A 19,590-nucleotide genomic window follows, 5' to 3' on the forward strand; every position below is an offset into this window, starting at 1 on the left:
ATCGCGAGGCCCGATTTTGAGGGGCAGTACCGGAGGTGGTTGGCTCAGCTACACCCCGAACAACCGAGTGCTGAGGAGCAGGCATGGCGCAGGTCGAGGCCACGACGGAGCGGATCATCGCGGCGGACGCAGAGACTGTGTTCGATGCGCTGGCCGACTACAAGGAGGTCCGGGGCAGGGTGCTGACGGGCCACTTCAGCGAGTACGAGGTGCGTGAGGGCGGAGACGGCGAAGGCACCCTCGTGCACTGGAAGCTCCAGGCCACCAGCAAGCGGGTCCGAGACTGCCTGCTCGAGGTCACCGAGCCGACCGAAGGGCAGCTCGTCGAGAAGGACCGCAACTCCTCCATGGTCACCACCTGGACCGTCACTCCGGCCGGTGAGGGCAAGTCCAAGGCCGTCGTCGTGACCGTCTGGGACGGCGCCGGCGGCATCGGCGGCTTCTTCGAGAGGACCTTCGCGCCGAAGGGCCTCGGCCGGATCTACGACGAGCTCCTGCAGAACCTCGCCACCGAGGTCGAGAAGTAGCCCGTCCGCCGACCCCGTCGGCATCGCAGCCGGCCTCACCGGAACGGGTGGTTTTCCGGGACGGCCGGTTGTGCGCCGTAGCGCCTCCCACCGGCGCATAAGCCCTCGTTATGCGCCGCCCGCGCGCCCGGTCGCGTTTGCCCTGCCTTGCCGCCTGATGCGAGAAATGGGCGGCGCAGCAGCGACGAGGGGAGCGTCACGTGGTGGGTGGGATCACTCTGGTGAAGGACGAGCCGAGTGGCGCCGGAGGCGCCGCGGCCACGCCACCCCCACCGCCCACCGCAACGCCCGAGGACAACAGCCCCCGCCGGGTCCGCCTCGTCTTCCTCGGGCTGATGCTCACCCTGCTGCTCGCCGCGCTCGACCAGATGATCGTGGCCACAGCCCTGCCGAAGATCGTCGGTGAGCTCCACGGCCTGGACAAGATGTCCTGGGCCGTGACGGCCTACCTGCTCGCCTCCACCATCGGCCTGCCGGTCTACGGAAAGCTCGGCGACCTCTTCGGCCGCAAGGGCGTCTTCCAGTTCGCCATCGTCGTCTTCGTCATCGGCTCCGCACTCGCCGGCTGGTCGCGCACGATGGACGAACTCATCGCCTTCCGGGCCGTCCAGGGCATCGGCGGCGGCGGCCTCATGATCGGCGTCCAGGCGATCATCGCCGACATCGTCCCGCCCAGGGAACGCGGCCGCTACATGGGCCTCATCGGGGCCGTCTTCGGCCTCGCGTCCGTCGCGGGCCCCCTGCTCGGCGGCTTCTTCACCGACCACACCTCCTGGCGCTGGTGCTTCTACATCAACGTGCCGTTCGGCCTGGTCACACTCGCCGTCATCGCCGTCGTACTGAAACTGCCCAAGCCGGCCGTCCGCCCCCGCCTCGACGTGCTCGGGGCGCTCCTGCTCGCCGCCGCCTCGACCTGCCTGGTACTGCTGACCAGTTGGGGCGGCACGGAATATGCCTGGGGCTCGCGCACCGTCCTGGGGCTCGCCGCCGGTGCTGCCGGAACGACTCTGCTGTTCCTCGCCGTCGAACACCGCGCGGCCGAACCCGTCATCCCCCTGCGGCTGTTCCGCGACTCGGTCTTCAACGTCACGGCGCTGGTGGGGGCCGTCATCGGGATCGCGCTCTTCGGCGCCGCCAGCTACCTGCCGACCTACCTCCAGATGGTCGAGGGCGCCACCGCGACCGAATCGGGGCTGCTGATGCTGCCCATGATGGGCGGCATCGTCGGCGCGTCCATCGTCTCCGGCCAGCTGATCTCGCGGACCGGGCGCTACCGGATCTACCCCCTCGCCGGCAGTGCGGTCTCGGCCGTCGGCATGTGGCTGCTCTCGCGGCTGGAGACCGACACCTCAGCGGTCGAATACGGCTTCGGGCAGGCCGTGCTGGGCATCGGGATCGGCCTGGTCATGCCGGTGCTCGTCCTCGCCGTGCAGAACTCCGTACACCCCGCCGACCTCGGCAGCGCGACCAGCGCCAACAACTACTTCCGCCAGATCGGCGGCAGCGTCGGCGCGGCGATCTTCGGAACCCTGTTCGCGGGGCGGCTCGGGGACGCCCTCGGGGTGCGGCTCCCCACCGGAGCCGACCTGCCCGACCCGGAGTCGATCACCCCGCAGCTGGTCCACGCCATGGAGCCCGCCCTGCGCGACGCCTACATCCAGGCGTACGCCGACGCGATGCCGCGGATCTTCCTCTACCTCGTGCCGGTGCTCCTGCTCGGCCTGTTCCTCGCCTTCTTCCTCAAGGAGAAACCCCTGGTGCCCCACCACACCCCAGGCACGGCCGCCGACCCGTCCGCGACGCACTCCACGATCCCCGCTGCCCGCACCGACCCCGGCCCGCCGCCTGCCGGACGGCTGTCCGGCGTCCCGGTCTGCGGCAGCGTCCAGCACCCCGACGGTACGAAGGTGGGGCGCGCCGCCCTCACCCTCATCGACGTCCAGGGGCAGCAGATCGGACGTGGCGCGAGCGGTGACGACGGGCGGTACGCGCTCAGCGCGCCCGGTGCCGGTTCGTACGTGCTGATCGCAGCGGCGGGCGGGCACCAGCCGCAGGCCGTCAGCGTCACCGTCGGCGAGCGGCCCGTGGAGCTCGATGTGGTGCTCGGCGGTGCGGGACGGCTCGCGGGCGCGGTCGTCACCCCCGACGGTGCCCCGGTCCGCGACGCGGCGGTGACGCTCACCGATGTGCGCGGCGAAGTCGTCGCGACCACCCGCACGGGGCGCGACGGCGGCTACGTGATCGGCGAGCTGGTGGCGGGTGAGTACACCCTGGCGGCCAGCGCCCCCGCCTTCCGCCCCGCCGCCCTGCCGGTCAGCGTGCAGGCCGCGAGAGAGACCAGGCAGGACATCGAACTGGCCGGCGGCGCCGTGCTGCGCGGTGTCGTACGGGCTCCCGGCGGGCGGGTCGTCGAGGACGCCAGGGTCACCCTGCTGGACGCGGCGGGCAACGTGGTCGACACTCTCGCCACCGGACCTGACGGTGCGTTCCGCTTCGTGGACCTGTCGACCGGTGAGTACACCGTGATCGCCGCCGGCTACCCGCCCGTCGCCACCGTGCTCCAGGTCCCCGGGGGCGGACGGACCGAACGTGATCTCCAGCTGGGCCACGAGGACTGAACAAGCCCTACCGTGACGGGGGAGTCAGTACGGGTGGACGTGCCCGCCGGCCGTCCTGGAGCGTTCGCCGAAGCCCTGAGCAGCTGAGCGGTTCGGCCGAACACCCGGGCTCAGCGCAGCGGGTCCTCCCGGACCAGCGACATCAGCGCCTGCGCCCCCGGGCTCATGGCCCGGGCCGGCGGAAGCAGCACGACGCTCTCGTAGACCGGCCGGTGCGCACCGTCGAGCTCCACCACCACGAGCCCCCGCGCCTCCTGCTTGCGGGAGAAGTGGTGCGGCACCACGGCGATACCGAGGCCCTCATGGACCAGCTCCAGCAGGCTGTGGACATCGTTGACCTCGAGCGCCACCGTACGGCGCACCCCTGCTGCGGCGAACGCCTCGTCCGCCGCGCGGCGCGGGCCCCAGTCCGGATGGAAGTCGATGAACGACTCGCCGTGCAGACCGGTCCACGCCACCCGGGGCACCTCCGCGAGACGGTGACCGGGGGCGCAGAGGACGACCATGGGCTCCCGCGCCAGTGGCATGAGCTCGCCCGCCCACTCCAGCGGACTGACGGTGGCGGCGAACGCGAGGTCCAGACGCCCGCCGGCCACACCCTCCAGCAGGCTGGAGGTGCCCTCCTGGCGCAGTCGGATCTCCATGTGCGGATGGTCCCGGTGGAAGGCCGCGAGGAGCCGGGCCGGGCTGACCCCGGCCACGCACTGCTCGACCCCCAGCGTCAGCGTGCCGCGCAGCAGCCCCCGTACGGCATCGACGGCGTCGCGCGCCGCCCTCGCCCCCGCCAGGGTGCGCTCCGCCTCCACGAGCAGCGCCTGCCCCGCCTCGGTGAGCCGCACCGTGCGCGTCGTGCGGCTGAACAGAGGGGTCTTCAGTTCGTGCTCCAGCGCCCGGACGGACGCGGACAGCCCGGACTGGGACACGGCGAGGCGTTCGGCCGCTCGGGTGAAGTGCTGCTCCTCCGCGACGGCCACGAAGTGCTCCAGCTGACGCAGTTCCATGATTGAGCAATCTAATCGATGAATCCCAGTGCAATCTCCTGTTGGACCGCTGGATCGTTCTCCGCCAGTCTGGACGCTGCGCACCAGACCTGGCGCGCTCCCCCCGGACCTCTCCCGTGGAGTGCTCGCATGTACCTTCCGTCCGCCGACCGCTACACCGCCATGCCCTACCGGCGCACCGGACGCAGCGGCCTGCTGCTTCCCGCGCTGTCGCTCGGGCTCTGGCACAACTTCGGAGGCGACCGGACCCCGGAGAGCCAGGGAGAGATCCTCCGCAGGGCGTTCGACCTGGGCATCACCCACTTCGACCTCGCCAACAACTACGGCCCGCCCCCCGGCTCCGCCGAGATCGCGATGGGCCGTGCCCTGAAGACGGACTTCGCCCGTCTCCGGGACGAGATCGTCATCTCCACCAAGGCCGGCTACGACATGTGGGACGGCCCGTACGGTGAGTGGGGGTCCGCGAAGTACCTGCGCGCCTCGCTGGACCAGAGCCTCACCCGGCTCGGCATCGAGTACGTCGACATCTTCTACTCGCACCGCTTCGACCCCGACACCCCGCTCGAGGAGACCATGCGGGCGCTCGACGCCGCTGTCCGCCAGGGCAAGGCGCTGTACGCCGGCATCTCCAACTACTCCGCCGAGCAGACCCGCGAGGCCGCCCGGATCCTGAACGACCTGGGCACCCCGCTCCTCATCCACCAGCCCCGCTACTCGATGCTGGACCGTTGGGTGGAGGACGGGCTGCTGGACGCCCTCGACGAGCTCGGCACCGGCTCCATCGCCTACTCGCCGCTGGAGCAGGGCATCCTCTCCGACCGCTATCTGCGGGGCATCCCGGAGGGGTCGCGCGCCGCGGGTACCAGCCCCTTCCTGTCGGCCGACGCCGTCACCCCCGAGCTGGTGAGCCGGCTGGGCGGGCTGAACGAGCTGGCGCGGGAGCGCGGACAGTCCCTGGCCCAGCTGGCGCTGGCCTGGGTGCTGCGCGGCGGCCGGGTCACCTCCGCCGTCGTCGGCGCGAGCAGCGTCGCCCAGCTGGAGAACAGTGTGGCGACGGTCCGCAACCTGGAGTTCGGCGAGGACGAGCTCGCCCGCATCGACGAGCTCGTCAAGGGCACGGTCCGGCCCTGACGGCCCTGACGGCCCGCCGCCCCGACGGCCGGCGCACCGGCGACCCGACGGGTCAGAGCCAGCCGTTGCGCCGGAAGCCGCGGTGGATGACGAAACAGGCGACCACCATCACACCCACGACGAACGGGTAGCCGTAGGTCCAGTGCAGTTCCGGCATGTGGTCGAAGTTCATGCCGTACACCCCGCAGACCATGGTGGGGACGGCGATGACGGCCGCCCATGCGGTGATCTTGCGCATGTCCTCGTTCTGGGCGACGGTCACCTGCGCGAGATGGGCCTGCAGCACGGAGTCGAGCAGAGCGTCGAACGCGGCGATCTGCTCGGCCGTGCGGGCCAGGTGCCCGGCGACATCGCGGAAGTAGGGCTGGAAGTCCGGCCCCACCGGCTCCATCGTGCGGCTCGCCAGGGCCTGCAGCGGCCGGTCCAGCGGGGACACGGCCCGCTTGAACTCCAGCAGCTCACGCTTCAGCTGGTAGATACGGCCCGCGTCCCCCCGGCCGGCGTGCTCGCTGAAGACGGCGGTCTCCACGGCGTCGATGTCGTTCTGCATGGACTCGGCCACGCCGAGGTAGGCGTCGACCACATGGTCGGCTATCGCGTGCAGCACGGCCGCGGGTCCCTTCGCCAGCTGCTCCGGCGCGGACTCCAGGCCCTCGCGCAGCGGGCCGAGCGAGCCGTGGCTGCCGTGCCGGACGGTGATCACGAAGTCGGGGCCGGTGAAGACCATGATCTCCCCGGTGTCCACCACCTCGCTGGTCGCGGTGAGTTCCTCGTGCTCGACGTAGCGGCACGTCTTGAACACGGCGAACAGTGTCTCGTCGTACCGCTCCACCTTGGGCTGCTGATGGGCGTGCACCGCGTCCTCGACGGCCAGCGGATGCAGCGCGAACAGCTCGGCGACACCGGCGAACTCGGCCACGGTCGGCTCGTGGAGCCCGAGCCAGACGAAGCCCCGGCCGGAGGTACGGACCCGGCGCAGGGCCTCGTCCGCCGGGCAGTCCGACGGATACCGCACTCCGTCCTCGTACAGCACGCAGTTGACCACCGCGCTGCCGAGCGGGGAGCGCGCGGGGTGGCTCAGGTCCACCTTGCCGCGGTAGGCACGGCGTACCACGCGGCGGAGGCTGCGGATCATCGTCACGGGGGGCTCCTTCGCACGATCGGCGGCCAGTGTGCCACCGGCGCGGGCCCGTCCGTCCGGCGCCCCCGGCATCACCGGACTGGACCAGTGACAGATCCCGACGGCTCTGGTCCGGTGCCCTTGCGGCGCGTACCGTGATGCGGCACGAAGATCTTCTTCCCGGGAGCGGGCGGGGGATATCCGTCGACCGTGCGGGTACCGATGTCGCACGACCGACGCGGTATCCGTTCGACCGCACCCCACCGACCAGCGACAGGACCGTGCACCGTGAAGATCCTCGTCAGCGCCGACATGGAGGGCGCCACCGGCGTGACGTGGCCGGCCGACGTGCTGCCCGGCACCTCGCAGTGGGAGAGGTGCCGCCCCCTGTTCACCTCCGACGTGAACGCGGCGGCCCTCGGCTTCTACGACGGGGGCGCCGACGAGGTACTCGTCAACGAGGCCCACTGGTCGATGCGCAACCTGCTCCTGGAGCTGCTCGACGACCGCGTGCAGATGCTGACCGGCCGGCACAAGTCCCTCTCCATGGTCGAGGGCATCCAGCACGGGGACGTCGACGCCATCGCGTTCGTCGGCTACCACACCGGTGCCGGCACGGAGGGCGTACTCGCGCACACCTATCTCGCCAACTCCATCACCGGCGTCTGGCTGAACGGTGTCCGTGCCAGCGAGGGCCTGCTCAACGCCCATGTCGCGGCGGAGTACGGCGTCCCCGTCATCCTGGTCACCGGCGACGACCTGACCTGCAAGGACGCGGATCTCTACGCCCCCGATGCCCGCAAGGTCGCGGTGAAGGACCACGTCTCCCGGTACGCGGCCGTGTGCCGCACCCCAGCACGTACCGCCGCCGACATCAGGGCGGCGGCCAAGGACGCGACCGCGCTCGCCGTGCGCCACACACCCGTGACCGGGGGCTCCTTCACGGTGGAGCTCGAATTCGATGCCGCGCATCTGGCGGCGGCCGCGACCGTGGTCCCCGGCGTGGCGCCCAGTGGCGAGCGGCGCGTCGCCTACACCAGCGGGACGATGTACGAAGGTATTCGCACGTTCAAGGCGGTGACGACGATCGTGTCGTCCGCCGTGGAGGAGCAGTATGGCTGAGACGACCGACCCGCCCGGAGCCGTGGACGGCCCGGCGCTCGACGAATCCGTGACGTTCACCTCCGAACTGATCCGGATCGACACCACCAACCGCGGTGACGGCAACTGCCGGGAGCGCCCGGCCGCCGAGTACGTCGCCGAACGGCTGGCCGGCGCCGGACTGGAACCGACGCTGCTCGAGCGCACGCCCGGACGGACCAACGTGGTCGCCCGGATCGAGGGCACCGACCCGTCCGCCGACGCCCTTCTCGTGCACGGGCATCTCGACGTGGTGCCCGCGGAGGCCGCCGACTGGACCGTGCACCCGTTCTCGGGCGAGGTGCGCGACGGGGTCGTGTGGGGACGCGGCGCCGTCGACATGAAGAACATGGACGCGATGGTCCTCGCCGTCGTCCGGGCCTGGGCGCGGGCCGGTGTCCGCCCGCGCCGGGACATCGTCATCGCCTACACGGCCGACGAGGAGGCCAGTGCCGAGGACGGCTCCGGTTTCCTCGCCGACCGGCACCCGGAGCTCTTCGAGGGCTGCACGGAAGGCATCAGCGAGTCCGGGGCCTTCACCTTCCACGCCGGACCCGGCATGTCGCTCTACCCGATCGCGGCGGGCGAGCGCGGCACGGGCTGGCTGAAGCTGACCGCCGAGGGCAAGGCGGGACACGGCTCCAAGGTCAACAGGGCCAACGCCGTCAGCGCGCTCGCCGCCGCCGTCGCCCGGATCGGGGAGCACGAGTGGCCGGTGCGGTTGACCCCGACCGTACGGGCCGCCCTCACCGAGATCGCCGCGCTCCACCACATCCGTGTCGACCTCGACGCGCCCGGATTCGATGTGGACGAGCTGCTGGGCAAGCTCGGCGCTGCCGCCGCGCTGGTCGAGTCGACCATTCGCAACAGCAGCAACCCGACGATGCTGGAAGCCGGTTACAAGGTCAACGTGATCCCGGGCAGGGCCACCGCCCTGATCGACGGCCGCATGGTGCCGGGCGGCGAGGACGAGTTCATCGAGACCCTCGACCGGCTGACCGGACCCGGTGTCGACTGGGAGTTCCATCACCGCGAGGTGGCGCTTCAAGCCCCGGTCGACTCACCGACGTACGCGAAGATGCGCGCCGCCGTCGAACTGTTCGACCCGGGCGCCCATGCCGTCCCGTACTGCATGTCGGGCGGTACGGACGCCAAGCAGTTCTCCCGGCTCGGCATCACCGGCTACGGGTTCTCCCCGCTGAAGCTGCCCGTCGGCTTCGACTACCAGGCCCTGTTCCACGGTGTCGACGAGCGGGTCCCCGTCGACGCCCTGCACTTCGGTGTACGGGTCCTGGACCACTTCCTGCGCAACGCCTGACGACTACGGGGGAACCGACCATGGTGTCCACAGCGGCGTACGGCGCGTGGCCGTCACCGATCGACGCGGCACTGGCCGCCTCGCACGACGGCCGGCCCGAGTTCGTCGGTGACGTCGGCGACGAGGTGTGGTGGACGGAACCGCGCCCGTCGGAAGGGGGCCGGCGTGCCCTCGTACGCCGCCTGGCCGACGGCACCACCACCTCCGTCCTGCCCGCCCCGTGGAACGCCCGCAGCCGCGTCATCGAGTACGGCGGCCGGCCGTGGGCCGGGGCGGCGCGCGAGGAGGGCGGACCGCTGGTCGTCTTCGTCCACCACCCCGACCAGCGGCTGTACGCCTACGCCCCGGACGGGTCCGACGAGCCCTGGCCGCTCAGCCCCGTGTCGGACATCGGCGGCGGACTGCGCTGGGTCGACCCCCAGCTGCACCTCGACCGCGGCGCGCACGGCGAAGTCTGGTGCGTGCTCGAGGAGTTCACCGGCGAGTCGCCCACGGACGTCCGCCGGACGATCGCCGCAGTGCCCCTGGACGGCTCGGCGGCCGGCGACCGGAGCGCCGTGCGGGAACTCAGCGGCGACCGGCACCGGTTCGTCACCGGGCCGAAGCTCTCCTTCGACGGCCGCAGGGCCGCCTGGATCGCCTGGGACCACCCGCAGATGCCGTGGGACGGCACGGTCGTGATGGTCGCCGAGGTCACCGAGGAGGGCTCCTTCACCGGCGTACGGCCGATCGTCGGCGACATCGACGAGTCGGTCGTCCAGGTGGAGTGGGACCGGGACGGCTCGCTGCTCTTCGCGTCGGACGTCGACGGCTGGTGGGAGCTCCAGCGGATCCGGCCGGACGCCGTGGCGGGCGCCGTCGTGCCCAGCAGCCGGCTCTGCGCGGGCCGCGGCGAGGAGTTCGGCGGGCCGCTGTGGAAGATCGGTCTGCACTGGTTCCGGCTGCTGGACAGCGGGCTGATCGCCGTCATCCACGGCCGGGGCACCACCCGGCTCGGAGTGCTCGACCCGGAGACGGGTGAGCTCGTCGACGTCGCGGGGCCCTGGACGTCGTGGGCCGAAACGCTCGCCGTGCAGGACAGCCGGGTCATCGGCATCGCGGCGAGCCCGCACAGCTCCTTCGAGGTGGTGGAGCTGGACACCGCGACGGGTCACACCCGGACCATCGGCCCGCCCCACCAGGACGCCGTCGACCCCGCGTACTACCCCGAGCCGCAGATCCGCACCTTCACCGGACCCGGTGGCCGTGAGATCCACGCCCACGTCCACCCACCGCACCACCCCGCGGTCACCGGCCCCGGTGACGAGCTGCCGCCCTACGTGGTCTGGGCGCACGGCGGCCCCACCGGACGCGACCCGGTCGCCCTCGACCTGGAGATCGCCTACTTCACCTCCCGGGGCATCGGCGTCGCCCAGGTCGACTACGGCGGTTCCACCGGATACGGCCGCCTCTACCGCGAACGCCTCCGCGAACAGTGGGGCGTGGTCGACGTGGAGGACTGCGCCGCCGTCGCCCTGGGGCTGGCCGAGGAGGGCTCGGCCGACCGCGAACGGTTGGCGATCAGGGGCGGAAGCGCCGGCGGCTGGACCGCCGCCGCGTCCCTCACCGGTACCGATGTGTACGCCTGCGGGGCGATCAGCTACCCCATCCTCGATCTGGAGGGCTGGGCGACCGGTGAGACGCACGACTTCGAGTCGCGGTACCTCGATTCGCTCGTGGGCCCGCTGGCCGAGGTGCCCGAGCGCTACCGCGAGCGCTCACCCATCAACCACACGGACCGGCTCACCGTTCCGTTCGTGCTGCTCCAGGGACTGGACGACCCGATCTGCCCACCGGCCCAGTGCGAACGGTTCCTCGCCACCCTCGCAGGGCGCGGCATCCCCCACGCGTACATCACCTTCGAGGGGGAGAGCCACGGATTCCGCCGCGCGGACACCGTGCGCCGGGCGCTGGAGGCCGAACTCTCCCTCTACGCACAGACGTTCGGCATCGACCGGACCGACATCCCCCGGCTGGAGCTGGAGAAGTGACCCTGCAGCCCCTCACCCGGCCGGCCCGGTTGCGTCCCGGCGCCCGGGTCGCGGTCGTGGCACCCAGTGGTCCCGTGCCGCCCGAGCGCCTCGAGACGGGACTCGACCTGCTGCGCGGCTGGGACCTGGACCCGGTGGTCGCACCCCATGTCCTGGATGTCCACCCGGGGTTGGACTACCTGGCCGGTTCGGACGAGGACCGGGCCCGTGACCTGCAGGAGGCGTGGTGCGATCCGTCCGTGGACGCGGTGCTGTGCGCCCGCGGCGGGTACGGCGTCCACCGCATGGTCGATCTCCTCGACTGGCCCGCGCTGAGGGCGGCCGGGCCCAAGGTGTTCGTCGGCTACAGCGACATCACCGTGCTGCACGAGGCATTCGCCCTGCGGGCGGGATTCTCGACCCTGCACGGACCGATGGTCGCCACCGAGGTCTTCCTGAAGGACGCCGCCACCCAGGAGTCGCTGCGCTCCACCCTGTTCGAGCCCGAGTCGGTGCGTACGCTCGGGCTGGGCACGGCGGCCGCGCTGGTCCCCGGGCGGGCCCGGGGGGTCACGTACGGCGGCTGTTCGAGCCTGCTCGCGGCCGACGCGGGGACCCCGCAGGCCCGGACCTCCGCCCGGGGCGGCCTGCTCATGATCGAAGACATCACGGAGGACCCGTACCGGCTCGACGGCATCCTCACCCGGCTGTCGCGCATGGGAGCCCTCGACGGCATATCCGGGGTGGCGTGCGGCTCCTGGGCGAGTTGCGGACCGTACGAGCAGGTCCGGGCCGTGCTCGACGACCGGCTGGGCGGACTCGGGATACCGGTCGTCGAGGAGCTGGGCTTCGGCCACTGCTCCACGGCGCTGACGATCCCGCTCGGCGTGCCCGCGGTGCTGGAGGCGCCGGCCGACGGCGGTCGCTGCACGCTCACCACGGAGGTGCCGGCCCTGGTGTGACGTGCCCACCACGCGGATTTCCTGAATATCTGTCATGAAACCGCGGTCCGGTGCGTTGACAGCGGTATGACGGGTGTCACAGCATGGGCCCGGCTCGGTACTTACCGGTCGGTAAGGTGTTCCTCGGTGTGGAGGTCCATGTGTCGCGCACTGTCCCCAGGTCCCGCAGTCCACTCACCTTCCTCGCCGGGGCGGCGCTCATCGCCCCGCTCGCCCTGCTCGGCGCCGGTCCCGCGTCGGCCGCATCCGAATTCACCGTGACCCCACTGGAGTTCACCGTCCGTGCGGGCGACCGCTCCTGCACCGTGGACGCCGACCTCTACCGGCCCGCCGGTGTCGACGCGGAGCACCCCGCCCCCGCGGTCCTCGCGACCAACGGCTTCGGCGGCAGCAAGTCCGACGGCTCCACCGACGCCATCGGCAAGGCCTTCGCCTCCCGCGGATACGTCGGCCTCGTCTACTCCGGACTGGGCTTCGGTGAGTCCGGCTGCCTCATCACGCTCGACGACCCGGCCATCGACGGAAAGGCGGCCTCCGGGCTCATCGACTTCCTCGCCGGGACACGCGCCGCCGACGACGGCACCAGGGCCGACTACGTCACGGGCGACGGCCCGGGTGACCCGCGGGTCGGCATGATCGGCGGCTCGTACGGCGGGGCCGTCCAGCTGGCCACCGCGTCATCCGACCGCCGGGTCGACGCACTCGTTCCGCTGATCACCTGGAACGACCTGGCGTACGCACTCGCCCCGAACGCCACGGGAGCGACCCGGGGGGTCTCCTCCGACACCCCCGGTGTCTTCAAGTGGCAGTGGACCAACGGCTTCTACCTGATGGGCGAGGCCCAACCGCTCCTGGTCCCGAGCCTCGACCCGTCGCGTTTCGGCAACCTCACCTGCCTCCACTTCGCCCCGCAGGCGTGCGACACCATCCGCCTCCTGAACTCCGGCCGCTACCCGGCCGCCGAGGCCGACGCGATGCTGGACTACGCCCGCAGCGTCTCACCGGCCTCCTACCTGCCGGGCGTCACGGCACCGACCCTGCTCGTCCAGGGCCAGGCCGACAGCCTGTTCAACCTCAACGAGGCGACCGCCACCTACCGGACGCTCGCGGCGCAGGGCACGACGACGAAGATGGTCTGGCAGGCCTGGGGTCACAGCGGGGGCGAGGTACCCGGCGAACTCGACCTCGCGGAAGGCAATCTGGAGACCAGCTACGTCGGACAGCGGATCCTCGCCTGGTTCGACCGCTACCTCCAGCACGAGGAGGACACCGACACCGGGCCCGCGTTCGCCTACTACCGCGACTGGGCGAGCGGCTACGGAACCGCGGCCGCCGTCCCCGCCCTCTCGCGGAAGATGTACCTCTCCGGCGACGGCACCCTGACCGACAGCCGTGCGCAGGTCACCCGGGGCAGCCGCCAGTACACGAACTGGCTCCTGCCCACCAGCCACTCCGAGAGCGCGCTGGCCGGCCTGATCGGGATCGACGACCCGGCACCGTACGACACCAAGGGCACCTACCTCGGCTGGACCAGCGCCCCCCTCACCTCGGCAGTGGATGTCGTCGGTGCGCCGAAGGCCACCCTGAAGGTCGTCTCACCGAAGACGGAGCGCGTCCAGAACAGCGGGGACGCCGCCGACAAGCTGGTCCTCTTCGCGAAGGTGTACGACGTGGCGCCCGACGGCAGCAAGAAGCTCGTCAACCGTCTGGTCGCGCCGGTGCGCGTCCCGGACGTCACGCGCCCCTTCACCGTGGAGCTGCCGGGCATCGTCCACCGGTTCGAGCCGGGGCACCGGCTGCGGTTCGTGATCGCGGCGAGCGACACGGCGTACTTCGGCAACCGGGGCATCAAGCCGGTCACCGTCGCCAGTACCCCGCAGGACACCGGGGTACTGGAGCTCCCGGTGGTCGGCTGACCGTCACCCGAACGGCCGCGCTCCACCGCCCCCGGGCCCCGCACGGAGAGATCCTGGGGTTCGGGGACCGCCGTTCCTGGTACCGCAGTAAGGACCCAGCGAAAGGGCCGCCCATGAGCCCCAAGGACGTCACCACCGGCCGCTCGGGCGCGTTCAGCCCCGCACGGATCGCCGTCACCGTCCTGGCGGTCCTCGCGATCGTCTTCATCTGCGTCAACACCGACGAGGTCACCATCCGCGTGATCATCCCGAAGGTCACGATGCCTCTCTGGGCCGCACTGCTGGGAGTGTTCGTGGCGGGACTGCTCTGCGGGGGCTATGTGATGTACCGGCGCGGGCGGGCCGCCAGGAGGTAGCACCCCGCGCCTCAGGCCGCCGCGGCCGTCTGCTCGTCCAGCGCCGCGAACAGCCAGGCGTGTGCGGACCCGGGGGTCGGCTCCGGCGGACCGCCCGGGGTGCTGATCACCTCGGTCACCAGGTCCCAGTAGCGGTCGATCCGCGGGTCGACCGCGAGCTGCCGGGCCAGCCGGCTGCGGAAGGCGGAGGTGTCGCGGGCGCCGTACACACTCGCGTACGCACCCACGAAGCTGTCCAGTTCCTCGCCCGCGTACGGTTCCCGGCCGCGGCGCAACTGCTTGCCCGCAAGCTCGTACGCCTGGGCCAGACCGGCGTACAGCACGGCCGGTCCGTGGGCTCCCGCGGCCTTGTGCGCCTCGGGCCGCGGCTGTTCGGCGCCCGGGCACGGACGGGTCACGAAGGCGTTCAGCCGGGCGAAGGCGAGGGCCTGGGCAGGCTCCGGGGCGTCGGGCGGCTCAGGTACCGCCACCTCCAGGAACGCGGCCGTCGCCCGGGCCGGCATCCGCGGCGGCAGCCAGGACCGCCAGAACCGGGCCAGCGGGGCCGTGCTCGGCGGGGCGGCCAGGGCGCCGATCAGGGCCAGCCGGTCGGCCCGCTCCCCGGGCGGGCACTCCTGGACCAACCGCAGCCCCGCCTCCCGCCAGCGCATGGCCTTGAGCTGGGAGCCGAGTTCGCGCAACTGCCTGGCCACGGCGTCCTCCAGCACGCTGCCCGCAGCGTCCTCCTCGTCGAGGATGCGGCGCACCTCGCGCAGCGGCAGACCGAGGGCGCGCAGGGAGCGGACCAGGCGCAGCCGACCGAGCGCTTCGGGGCCGTAACGGCGATGCCCGCCGGAACTGCGGGAGGCCTCCGGCAGCAGGCCGCGGTCGGAGTAGAAGCGGACTGCCTTGACGGAGACGCCCGCGCGCTCGGCGAGTTCGCCGATGCTGCTCAGGCCGTCGTGCGACGTGAACACTTGAACCTCCCTCAGGGGGAGCTTCTACCGTACCGGCGAGCGCGGCCCGCCGATCGTGGAGGTCCGCCGACGACGGCGCACGGAGGAGAGGCCCATGACCGTATTCGTCCTGGTTTCCGGGATGTTCACCGGACCGCACGTATGGGAGGACACAGCCGCGCACCTGGCCTCGCAGGGAGCCGAGGCGCACGCCGTGGCCCTCACCGGACTCGACCGGTCCCGCACTGTCGAGGCGGCCGGCATCGACCTGGAGACCCACATCGCGGACGTACTCGCGGCGATCGACTCGGTCGGCGTCGCGGGCAGCCGGGAGATCGTGCTGGTCGGCCACGACTACGGCATCCACCCGGCGCTGGGTGCCGCGGACCGGCGGGCGGAGCTGATCGACCGGATCGTCTACCTGGACTCGGGGATGCCGCAGGACGGCGTTCCCGCCCTGGCCGCGGTCCCGGACCAGTCCCTGCGCGAGGAGTTGACCGGGCACGCCGGTGCCTGCGGGACCCGGCGGGAGCTGCCCTTCCCGGCCCGCGACGAGTGGCAGCGCTGGGGCAGCACCGCGGGCATTCCCGACGCGGCGCTCGACCGGCTCACCGCCCTGGCGGCGCCCCAGCCTCTGCGCACCCTGCTCCAGCCACTGCGGCTGACCGGTGCGGCGGCCTCGCTGCCCGTCACCGGGGTGCTGTGCAACCGAAACGGTGCGAGCATCGAACTGATCCAGATGCGCGTGGGCTTCGGTGACCCCGCCCTTCAGGCCCTGACCGATCCCGGGGTGACATTCTTCGAACTCCCCACCGGGCACTGGCCGATGCTCTCCCTCCCTGCCGAGCTCGCCGACGTCCTGCTGCGGGCCGCCGCGGGCGGGGGACACCGGCTGGTGCCTCCCGGCCCCGCGGAGCCGCCCGCGCACCTGCGGCCGTTCCTGCTGGACGTGCCGGACCTCCCCCGTGAGCGGAGAGGGAACGTCGACCTGTACCTGCCCGACGCCGGAGACCCGCGGCCGGCCGTCGTGTTCGTGCACGGCGGACCGGTGCCCGCCGAGGCCCGGCCGACCCCGCGTGACTGGCCGGGCCTGAGGGGGTACGCCCGGTACGCCGCAGGGCAGGGGGTGGTGGGCGTGACCCTCGACCACCGCCTGCACGACCTGGCCGACTACAAGCGTGCCGCCGCGGACGTGGCTGCCGCCGTGGAGCTGGTCCGGGCCGATCCGCGGGTGGACGGGGACCGGGTCGCCCTGTGGTTCCTCTCGGGCGGCGGTCTGATCGCGGCGGACTGGCTGCGCCGGCCTCCGGTGTGGCTGCGCTGCCTGGCGGCCAATTACCCGATCCTGGCACCGCTGCCGAACTGGGGTCTGTTCGACAGCCGGTTCCATCCGGTGGACGCGGTGGCGGGCGCGGGTGCCCTTCCCGTCGTGATCACGAGGGTGGGGCGTGAGATGCCCGAGATCGCCGCCACCGTCGAAAAGTTCCTGACCGCGGCCACGGACTGCGGGGCGGACGTCGAGGTGGTCGACGTGCCGAACGGTCACCACAGCTTCGAGACCGTCGACCCGACGGAGGAGTCGCGCGAGGCGGTACGCGGTGCGATGCGCTCGGTGCTGGCCCATCTGACGGCCTGACCGTTACCGCGAGCCCGGCATCGGTCGAACCGAGAAGATCCCTAGGTCGAGACCGGGAGTGAGACCAGTCCGCGAACGAGCCGGGTCCGACGCCAGTTCAGTTCCGCCGTCGGTACGGCCAGGTGGAGGCGGGGGAAACGCGTCAGGACGGCGCGCAGGACGATCTCCGCCTCGGCCTTCGCCAGAGGAGCGCCGACGCAGCGGTGGATTCCGTGGCCGAAGGCGAGGTGGCCCGCGGCTTCCCGGCCCAGGTCGAGCCGGTCCGGTACCGGGAACCTCGCCGGGTCGCGGTTGGCGGCCCCGAGGGCGATCAGCACCGGGACGCCGGCGGGGACGGCGCTGTCTCCGAGCGTGACGGGTTCGGTGGTGAAGCGGAACGTGGAGGTGCTGACGGGGGAGTCGTAGCGCAAAAGCTCCTCCAGTGCGGCCGGAATGCTCCCCGGGTCCCGGCGCAGCCGTTCCGACTCGGCGGGGTGGAGGAGGAGGGCGAGGGCGGCGTTGCCGAGGAGGCCGGTGGTCGTCTCGTGCCCTGCGACGAGCAGCAGCACGGCCAGGGAGACCAGCTCCTCCTCGCTGAGGCGATCGTCGCCGTCGCGGGCCGCGATGAGGCGGTCGAGGAGCGAACTGCCCGGGCGCAGGCGCTTGGACGCGATGAGGCCGGTCATGTAGTCGGCCACGGCGTGCGAAGCATCGTCGCCGCGGTCCGGCTGCCCGGCGGCGAACAGCGCGCCGGACCACCGCTGGATCGCCGGCCGGTCGCACTCCGGCACACCCAGGAGCTCGCAGATCACGATGACTGGCAGGGGCACGGCGAGTTCGCCGACGAAGTCGACCTGGCCGCCCACCGGCCACCGGTCCAGGAGTTCATCGGCCAGACGGGCGATGAAGGGGCGCAGCCCGGACACGGCGCCCGTCGTGAACGCACCGGTCACCAGCTTCCGCAGCCGGGTGTGCTCGGGAGGATCGGTGGCCAGCATGCTGTGTGCGACCGCAGGGTGCAGGCGGCGCTGCGACCCGGCGCCCGCGAAGAAGGCCGCCGTGTCCTTCGACAGGCGGGAGTCGCCGAGCCCTGCCGGGCTTCCGCGTACCCCGTGACCAGGTAGCTGCTCCGTCCGCTCGAGCCGACGGGCACCGCCTGCACCGGGCAGGTGGAGCGCATGGCCGCGAACGCGGGGTACGGGTCGCGGTGGACGTGGGGGTCTCCGGTCGGGTCGGTCACGGTGTCAGGCTCCCACCGTGTCCCACCCCCGCACTCACGGGGGAGCGCGGTCCGTCCCGGCCGGTGTGCCCTTCGTCCGTGTGAAGCCGGCAGACCCCGTCCGCACCGCACGTGGTGTGCGGCGCGCACTGTTCGCGCACCTGCTCGTGCGGGGATGTGCGGATCAGGTGGTCCGGCGCAGCGCCACCACGTCGATCTCCACGAGGATGCCCATCAGCTCGGAGCCCACCGTGGTGCGCACCGGCCGGGGGTCGCCGAAGTGCTTGCGGAAGACCTCGTCGAACCCGGCGAAGTCGCGGTGGACGTCCTGGAGATGGACCGTCGCCTTCACCACGTCGTCGAGCGTGAGCCCGTCCGTCGCAAGGAGCGCGCTCAGGTTCGCGAGCACCTGGCGGGTCTGCCCCTCGATCGTCCCGTCCAGCTCGCCCGTGACCGGGTCCTGCGGGCCGAAGCCGGAGGTGAACAGGTACGGGCCCGCTGCGATGCCCTGGCTGTATCCGCCGATCGGCGCGGGCGCCGTCGCGGTCGTGACGGCGTGGCGCCCGGGGCGGGAGCTGTCGGTGGTCACTTGGTGAGGTCTCCTTCGCGCGCGTTCACCTCGGCGTAGTGGCGGAGCTTGTCCTCGTCCACGGTGACGCCGAGACCCGGGCCGTCCGGTACCCGCAGGCGGCCGTCGGTCAGTGTGAGCGGCTCGATGATGTCGTCCGCGTGCAGGTAGTACATGGAGTCGATGGCGCGCGACAGCACCGGGGTGCTGGCGACCACCGCGAGGTGGGCGGCCGTCGCGATGCCCAGCTCACCACCACTGTGCAGGTTCATCCCGAGGCCGAACGTCTCGCAGTGAGCGGCCAGCGCCTTCGTCGCGGCGATGCCGCCCCACTTGTAGACGTCGCCGTGGATCACGTCGACCGCGTTGAGGCGCATCGCGGGAGCGAAGTCCTCGAAGCGGACCACGCACATGTTGGTGCACAGCGGGATGCGCACCTTCTGGCGGACCTGGCTCATCCCCTCGATCCCCACGCACGGGTCCTCCAGGTACTCGAGGTCCAGCTCCTCCAGCGCGATCCCCGCGCGTATCGAGTCGGGCACCGACCAGGCGGCGTTCGGGTCCACGCGCAGATTCACCTCGGGCAGGGCGGCGCGCACCGCCCGCAGGATCGCGACGTCGCCCTGTACGTCCTTGGTGCCCTTGAGCTTCACGGCGGTGAAGCCGCCCTCGGCCACCACCCGCTCGGTGTGCTCGGCGAGAGCGCGCGGCAGGTCGCCCGCAGCGGCACCGGGTGCGTCGGCACGCGTGATCAGCGCGGTCAGCGGTACCTCGTCGCGCACCGGGCCGCCCAGCAGATCGGTCACCGACTGCCCGGTGGCCTTGCCCATGGCGTCCCAGCAGGCGACGTCGATGGCGGCCAGGGCGGCGTAACCCAGGTAGCCGTAGAAGAACGGCACCATGTGGTGGCGGCGGTGGAAGGCTTCCAGGGCGAACGGGCTCGTTCCGATCAGGTCCTCGGCGAGGTCGCGGACGATCGCGGCGACCGGGCGGCCCCACATCGTCTCGCCCCAGCCCTCCACACCGGAGTCCGTCCTGATGCGCACCACGGTGCGTGTCTCCCCGGTCTTGGTCTCGAACGAGCTGGTGAACGGGTTGACCAGCGGCAGATTGACGACGTGGACGTCGACCTCGGTGATCTTCATGAGCGGTTCC

The 19,590-nt window shown here is 71.9% G+C and carries 15 protein-coding genes and 1 pseudogene; 10 read left to right on the forward strand and 6 right to left on the reverse strand.

Annotated features, from left to right (window positions below; genetic code table 11):
• The first annotated feature begins 83 nt into the window (after positions 1–83).
• On the forward strand, positions 84–527 hold the full coding sequence (locus tag ABZS61_RS29555; protein WP_356427805.1) for an SRPBCC family protein: 444 nt from the start codon (positions 84–86) through the stop codon (positions 525–527).
• Between the two features lie 200 nt (positions 528–727).
• Positions 728–3,145, forward strand: a complete 2,418-nt coding sequence (locus tag ABZS61_RS29560; protein ID WP_356427808.1) for an MFS transporter — start codon at positions 728–730, stop codon at positions 3,143–3,145.
• A gap of 110 nt (positions 3,146–3,255) precedes the next feature.
• On the opposite strand, the gene ABZS61_RS29565 is transcribed toward ABZS61_RS29560, so the two are convergent.
• A complete protein-coding gene (locus tag ABZS61_RS29565; RefSeq protein WP_356427811.1) occupies positions 3,256–4,146 on the reverse strand; it encodes a LysR family transcriptional regulator in 891 nt (296 codons plus the stop codon).
• 129 nt (positions 4,147–4,275) lie between these two features.
• On the opposite strand from ABZS61_RS29565, the gene ABZS61_RS29570 reads away from it, so the two are divergent.
• The gene (locus tag ABZS61_RS29570) at positions 4,276–5,277 is read left to right on the forward strand and encodes an aldo/keto reductase (RefSeq protein WP_356427814.1); all 1,002 of its coding nucleotides are present in this window, start codon (positions 4,276–4,278) and stop codon (positions 5,275–5,277) included.
• Between the two features lie 52 nt (positions 5,278–5,329).
• Here ABZS61_RS29570 and ABZS61_RS29575 read toward each other — a convergent pair whose 3' ends face one another.
• The gene (locus ABZS61_RS29575; RefSeq protein ID WP_356427903.1) at positions 5,330–6,412 is read right to left on the reverse strand and encodes a magnesium and cobalt transport protein CorA; all 1,083 of its coding nucleotides are present in this window, start codon (positions 6,410–6,412) and stop codon (positions 5,330–5,332) included.
• A gap of 273 nt (positions 6,413–6,685) precedes the next feature.
• On the opposite strand from ABZS61_RS29575, the gene ABZS61_RS29580 reads away from it, so the two are divergent.
• The 6 genes from ABZS61_RS29580 (at position 6,686) to ABZS61_RS29605 (ending at position 14,098) form a co-directional block, all read left to right on the forward strand.
• Complete coding sequence (locus ABZS61_RS29580) at positions 6,686–7,519, forward strand: M55 family metallopeptidase (RefSeq protein WP_356427817.1); 834 nt, start codon at positions 6,686–6,688, stop codon at positions 7,517–7,519.
• Positions 7,512–8,855, forward strand: a complete 1,344-nt coding sequence (locus tag ABZS61_RS29585) for a M20/M25/M40 family metallo-hydrolase (protein WP_356427820.1) — start codon at positions 7,512–7,514, stop codon at positions 8,853–8,855. The genes ABZS61_RS29580 and ABZS61_RS29585 overlap by 8 nt, the downstream gene beginning before the upstream one ends.
• A 20-nt stretch (positions 8,856–8,875) precedes the next feature.
• Positions 8,876–10,885, forward strand: a complete 2,010-nt coding sequence (locus ABZS61_RS29590; RefSeq protein WP_356427823.1) for a prolyl oligopeptidase family serine peptidase — start codon at positions 8,876–8,878, stop codon at positions 10,883–10,885.
• On the forward strand, positions 10,882–11,826 hold the full coding sequence (locus ABZS61_RS29595) for an LD-carboxypeptidase (protein WP_356427826.1): 945 nt from the start codon (positions 10,882–10,884) through the stop codon (positions 11,824–11,826). Before ABZS61_RS29590 ends, ABZS61_RS29595 begins: the two co-directional genes overlap by 4 nt.
• 128 nt (positions 11,827–11,954) lie before the next feature.
• The gene (locus ABZS61_RS29600; RefSeq protein ID WP_356427829.1) at positions 11,955–13,742 is read left to right on the forward strand and encodes a CocE/NonD family hydrolase; all 1,788 of its coding nucleotides are present in this window, start codon (positions 11,955–11,957) and stop codon (positions 13,740–13,742) included.
• A gap of 113 nt (positions 13,743–13,855) precedes the next feature.
• Entirely contained in the window at positions 13,856–14,098 is a 243-nt protein-coding gene (locus ABZS61_RS29605) for a LapA family protein (protein ID WP_356427832.1), read from the forward strand.
• Positions 14,099–14,109: 11 nt separating this feature from the next.
• Here ABZS61_RS29605 and ABZS61_RS29610 read toward each other — a convergent pair whose 3' ends face one another.
• Positions 14,110–15,054, reverse strand: a complete 945-nt coding sequence (locus ABZS61_RS29610; protein ID WP_356427835.1) for a MerR family transcriptional regulator — start codon at positions 15,052–15,054, stop codon at positions 14,110–14,112.
• A gap of 94 nt (positions 15,055–15,148) precedes the next feature.
• Here ABZS61_RS29610 and ABZS61_RS29615 point away from each other — a divergent pair, with 94 nt between their 5' ends.
• Positions 15,149–16,669 (forward strand): alpha/beta hydrolase, encoded by a 1,521-nt coding sequence (locus tag ABZS61_RS29615; RefSeq protein WP_356427838.1) that lies wholly within the window; start codon positions 15,149–15,151, stop codon positions 16,667–16,669.
• A gap of 41 nt (positions 16,670–16,710) precedes the next feature.
• Here the strand turns inward: ABZS61_RS29615 and ABZS61_RS29620 are convergent.
• The 3 genes and pseudogenes from ABZS61_RS29620 to ABZS61_RS29630 form a co-directional block, all read right to left on the reverse strand.
• Positions 16,711–17,888, reverse strand: a pseudogene (locus ABZS61_RS29620) (cytochrome P450).
• A gap of 163 nt (positions 17,889–18,051) precedes the next feature.
• Positions 18,052–18,456 carry a Rid family hydrolase gene (locus ABZS61_RS29625; protein ID WP_356427841.1) on the reverse strand — a complete coding sequence of 135 codons (405 nt, stop codon included), beginning with the start codon at positions 18,454–18,456 and terminating at the stop codon, positions 18,052–18,054.
• On the reverse strand, positions 18,453–19,580 hold the full coding sequence (locus ABZS61_RS29630) for an enolase C-terminal domain-like protein (protein ID WP_356427844.1): 1,128 nt from the start codon (positions 19,578–19,580) through the stop codon (positions 18,453–18,455). Before ABZS61_RS29630 ends, ABZS61_RS29625 begins: the two co-directional genes overlap by 4 nt.
• Positions 19,581–19,590 lie beyond the last annotated feature (10 nt).

The organism is Streptomyces sp. NPDC005566 (assembly GCF_040605575.1).
Lineage (GTDB): Bacteria > Actinomycetota > Actinomycetes > Streptomycetales > Streptomycetaceae > Streptomyces.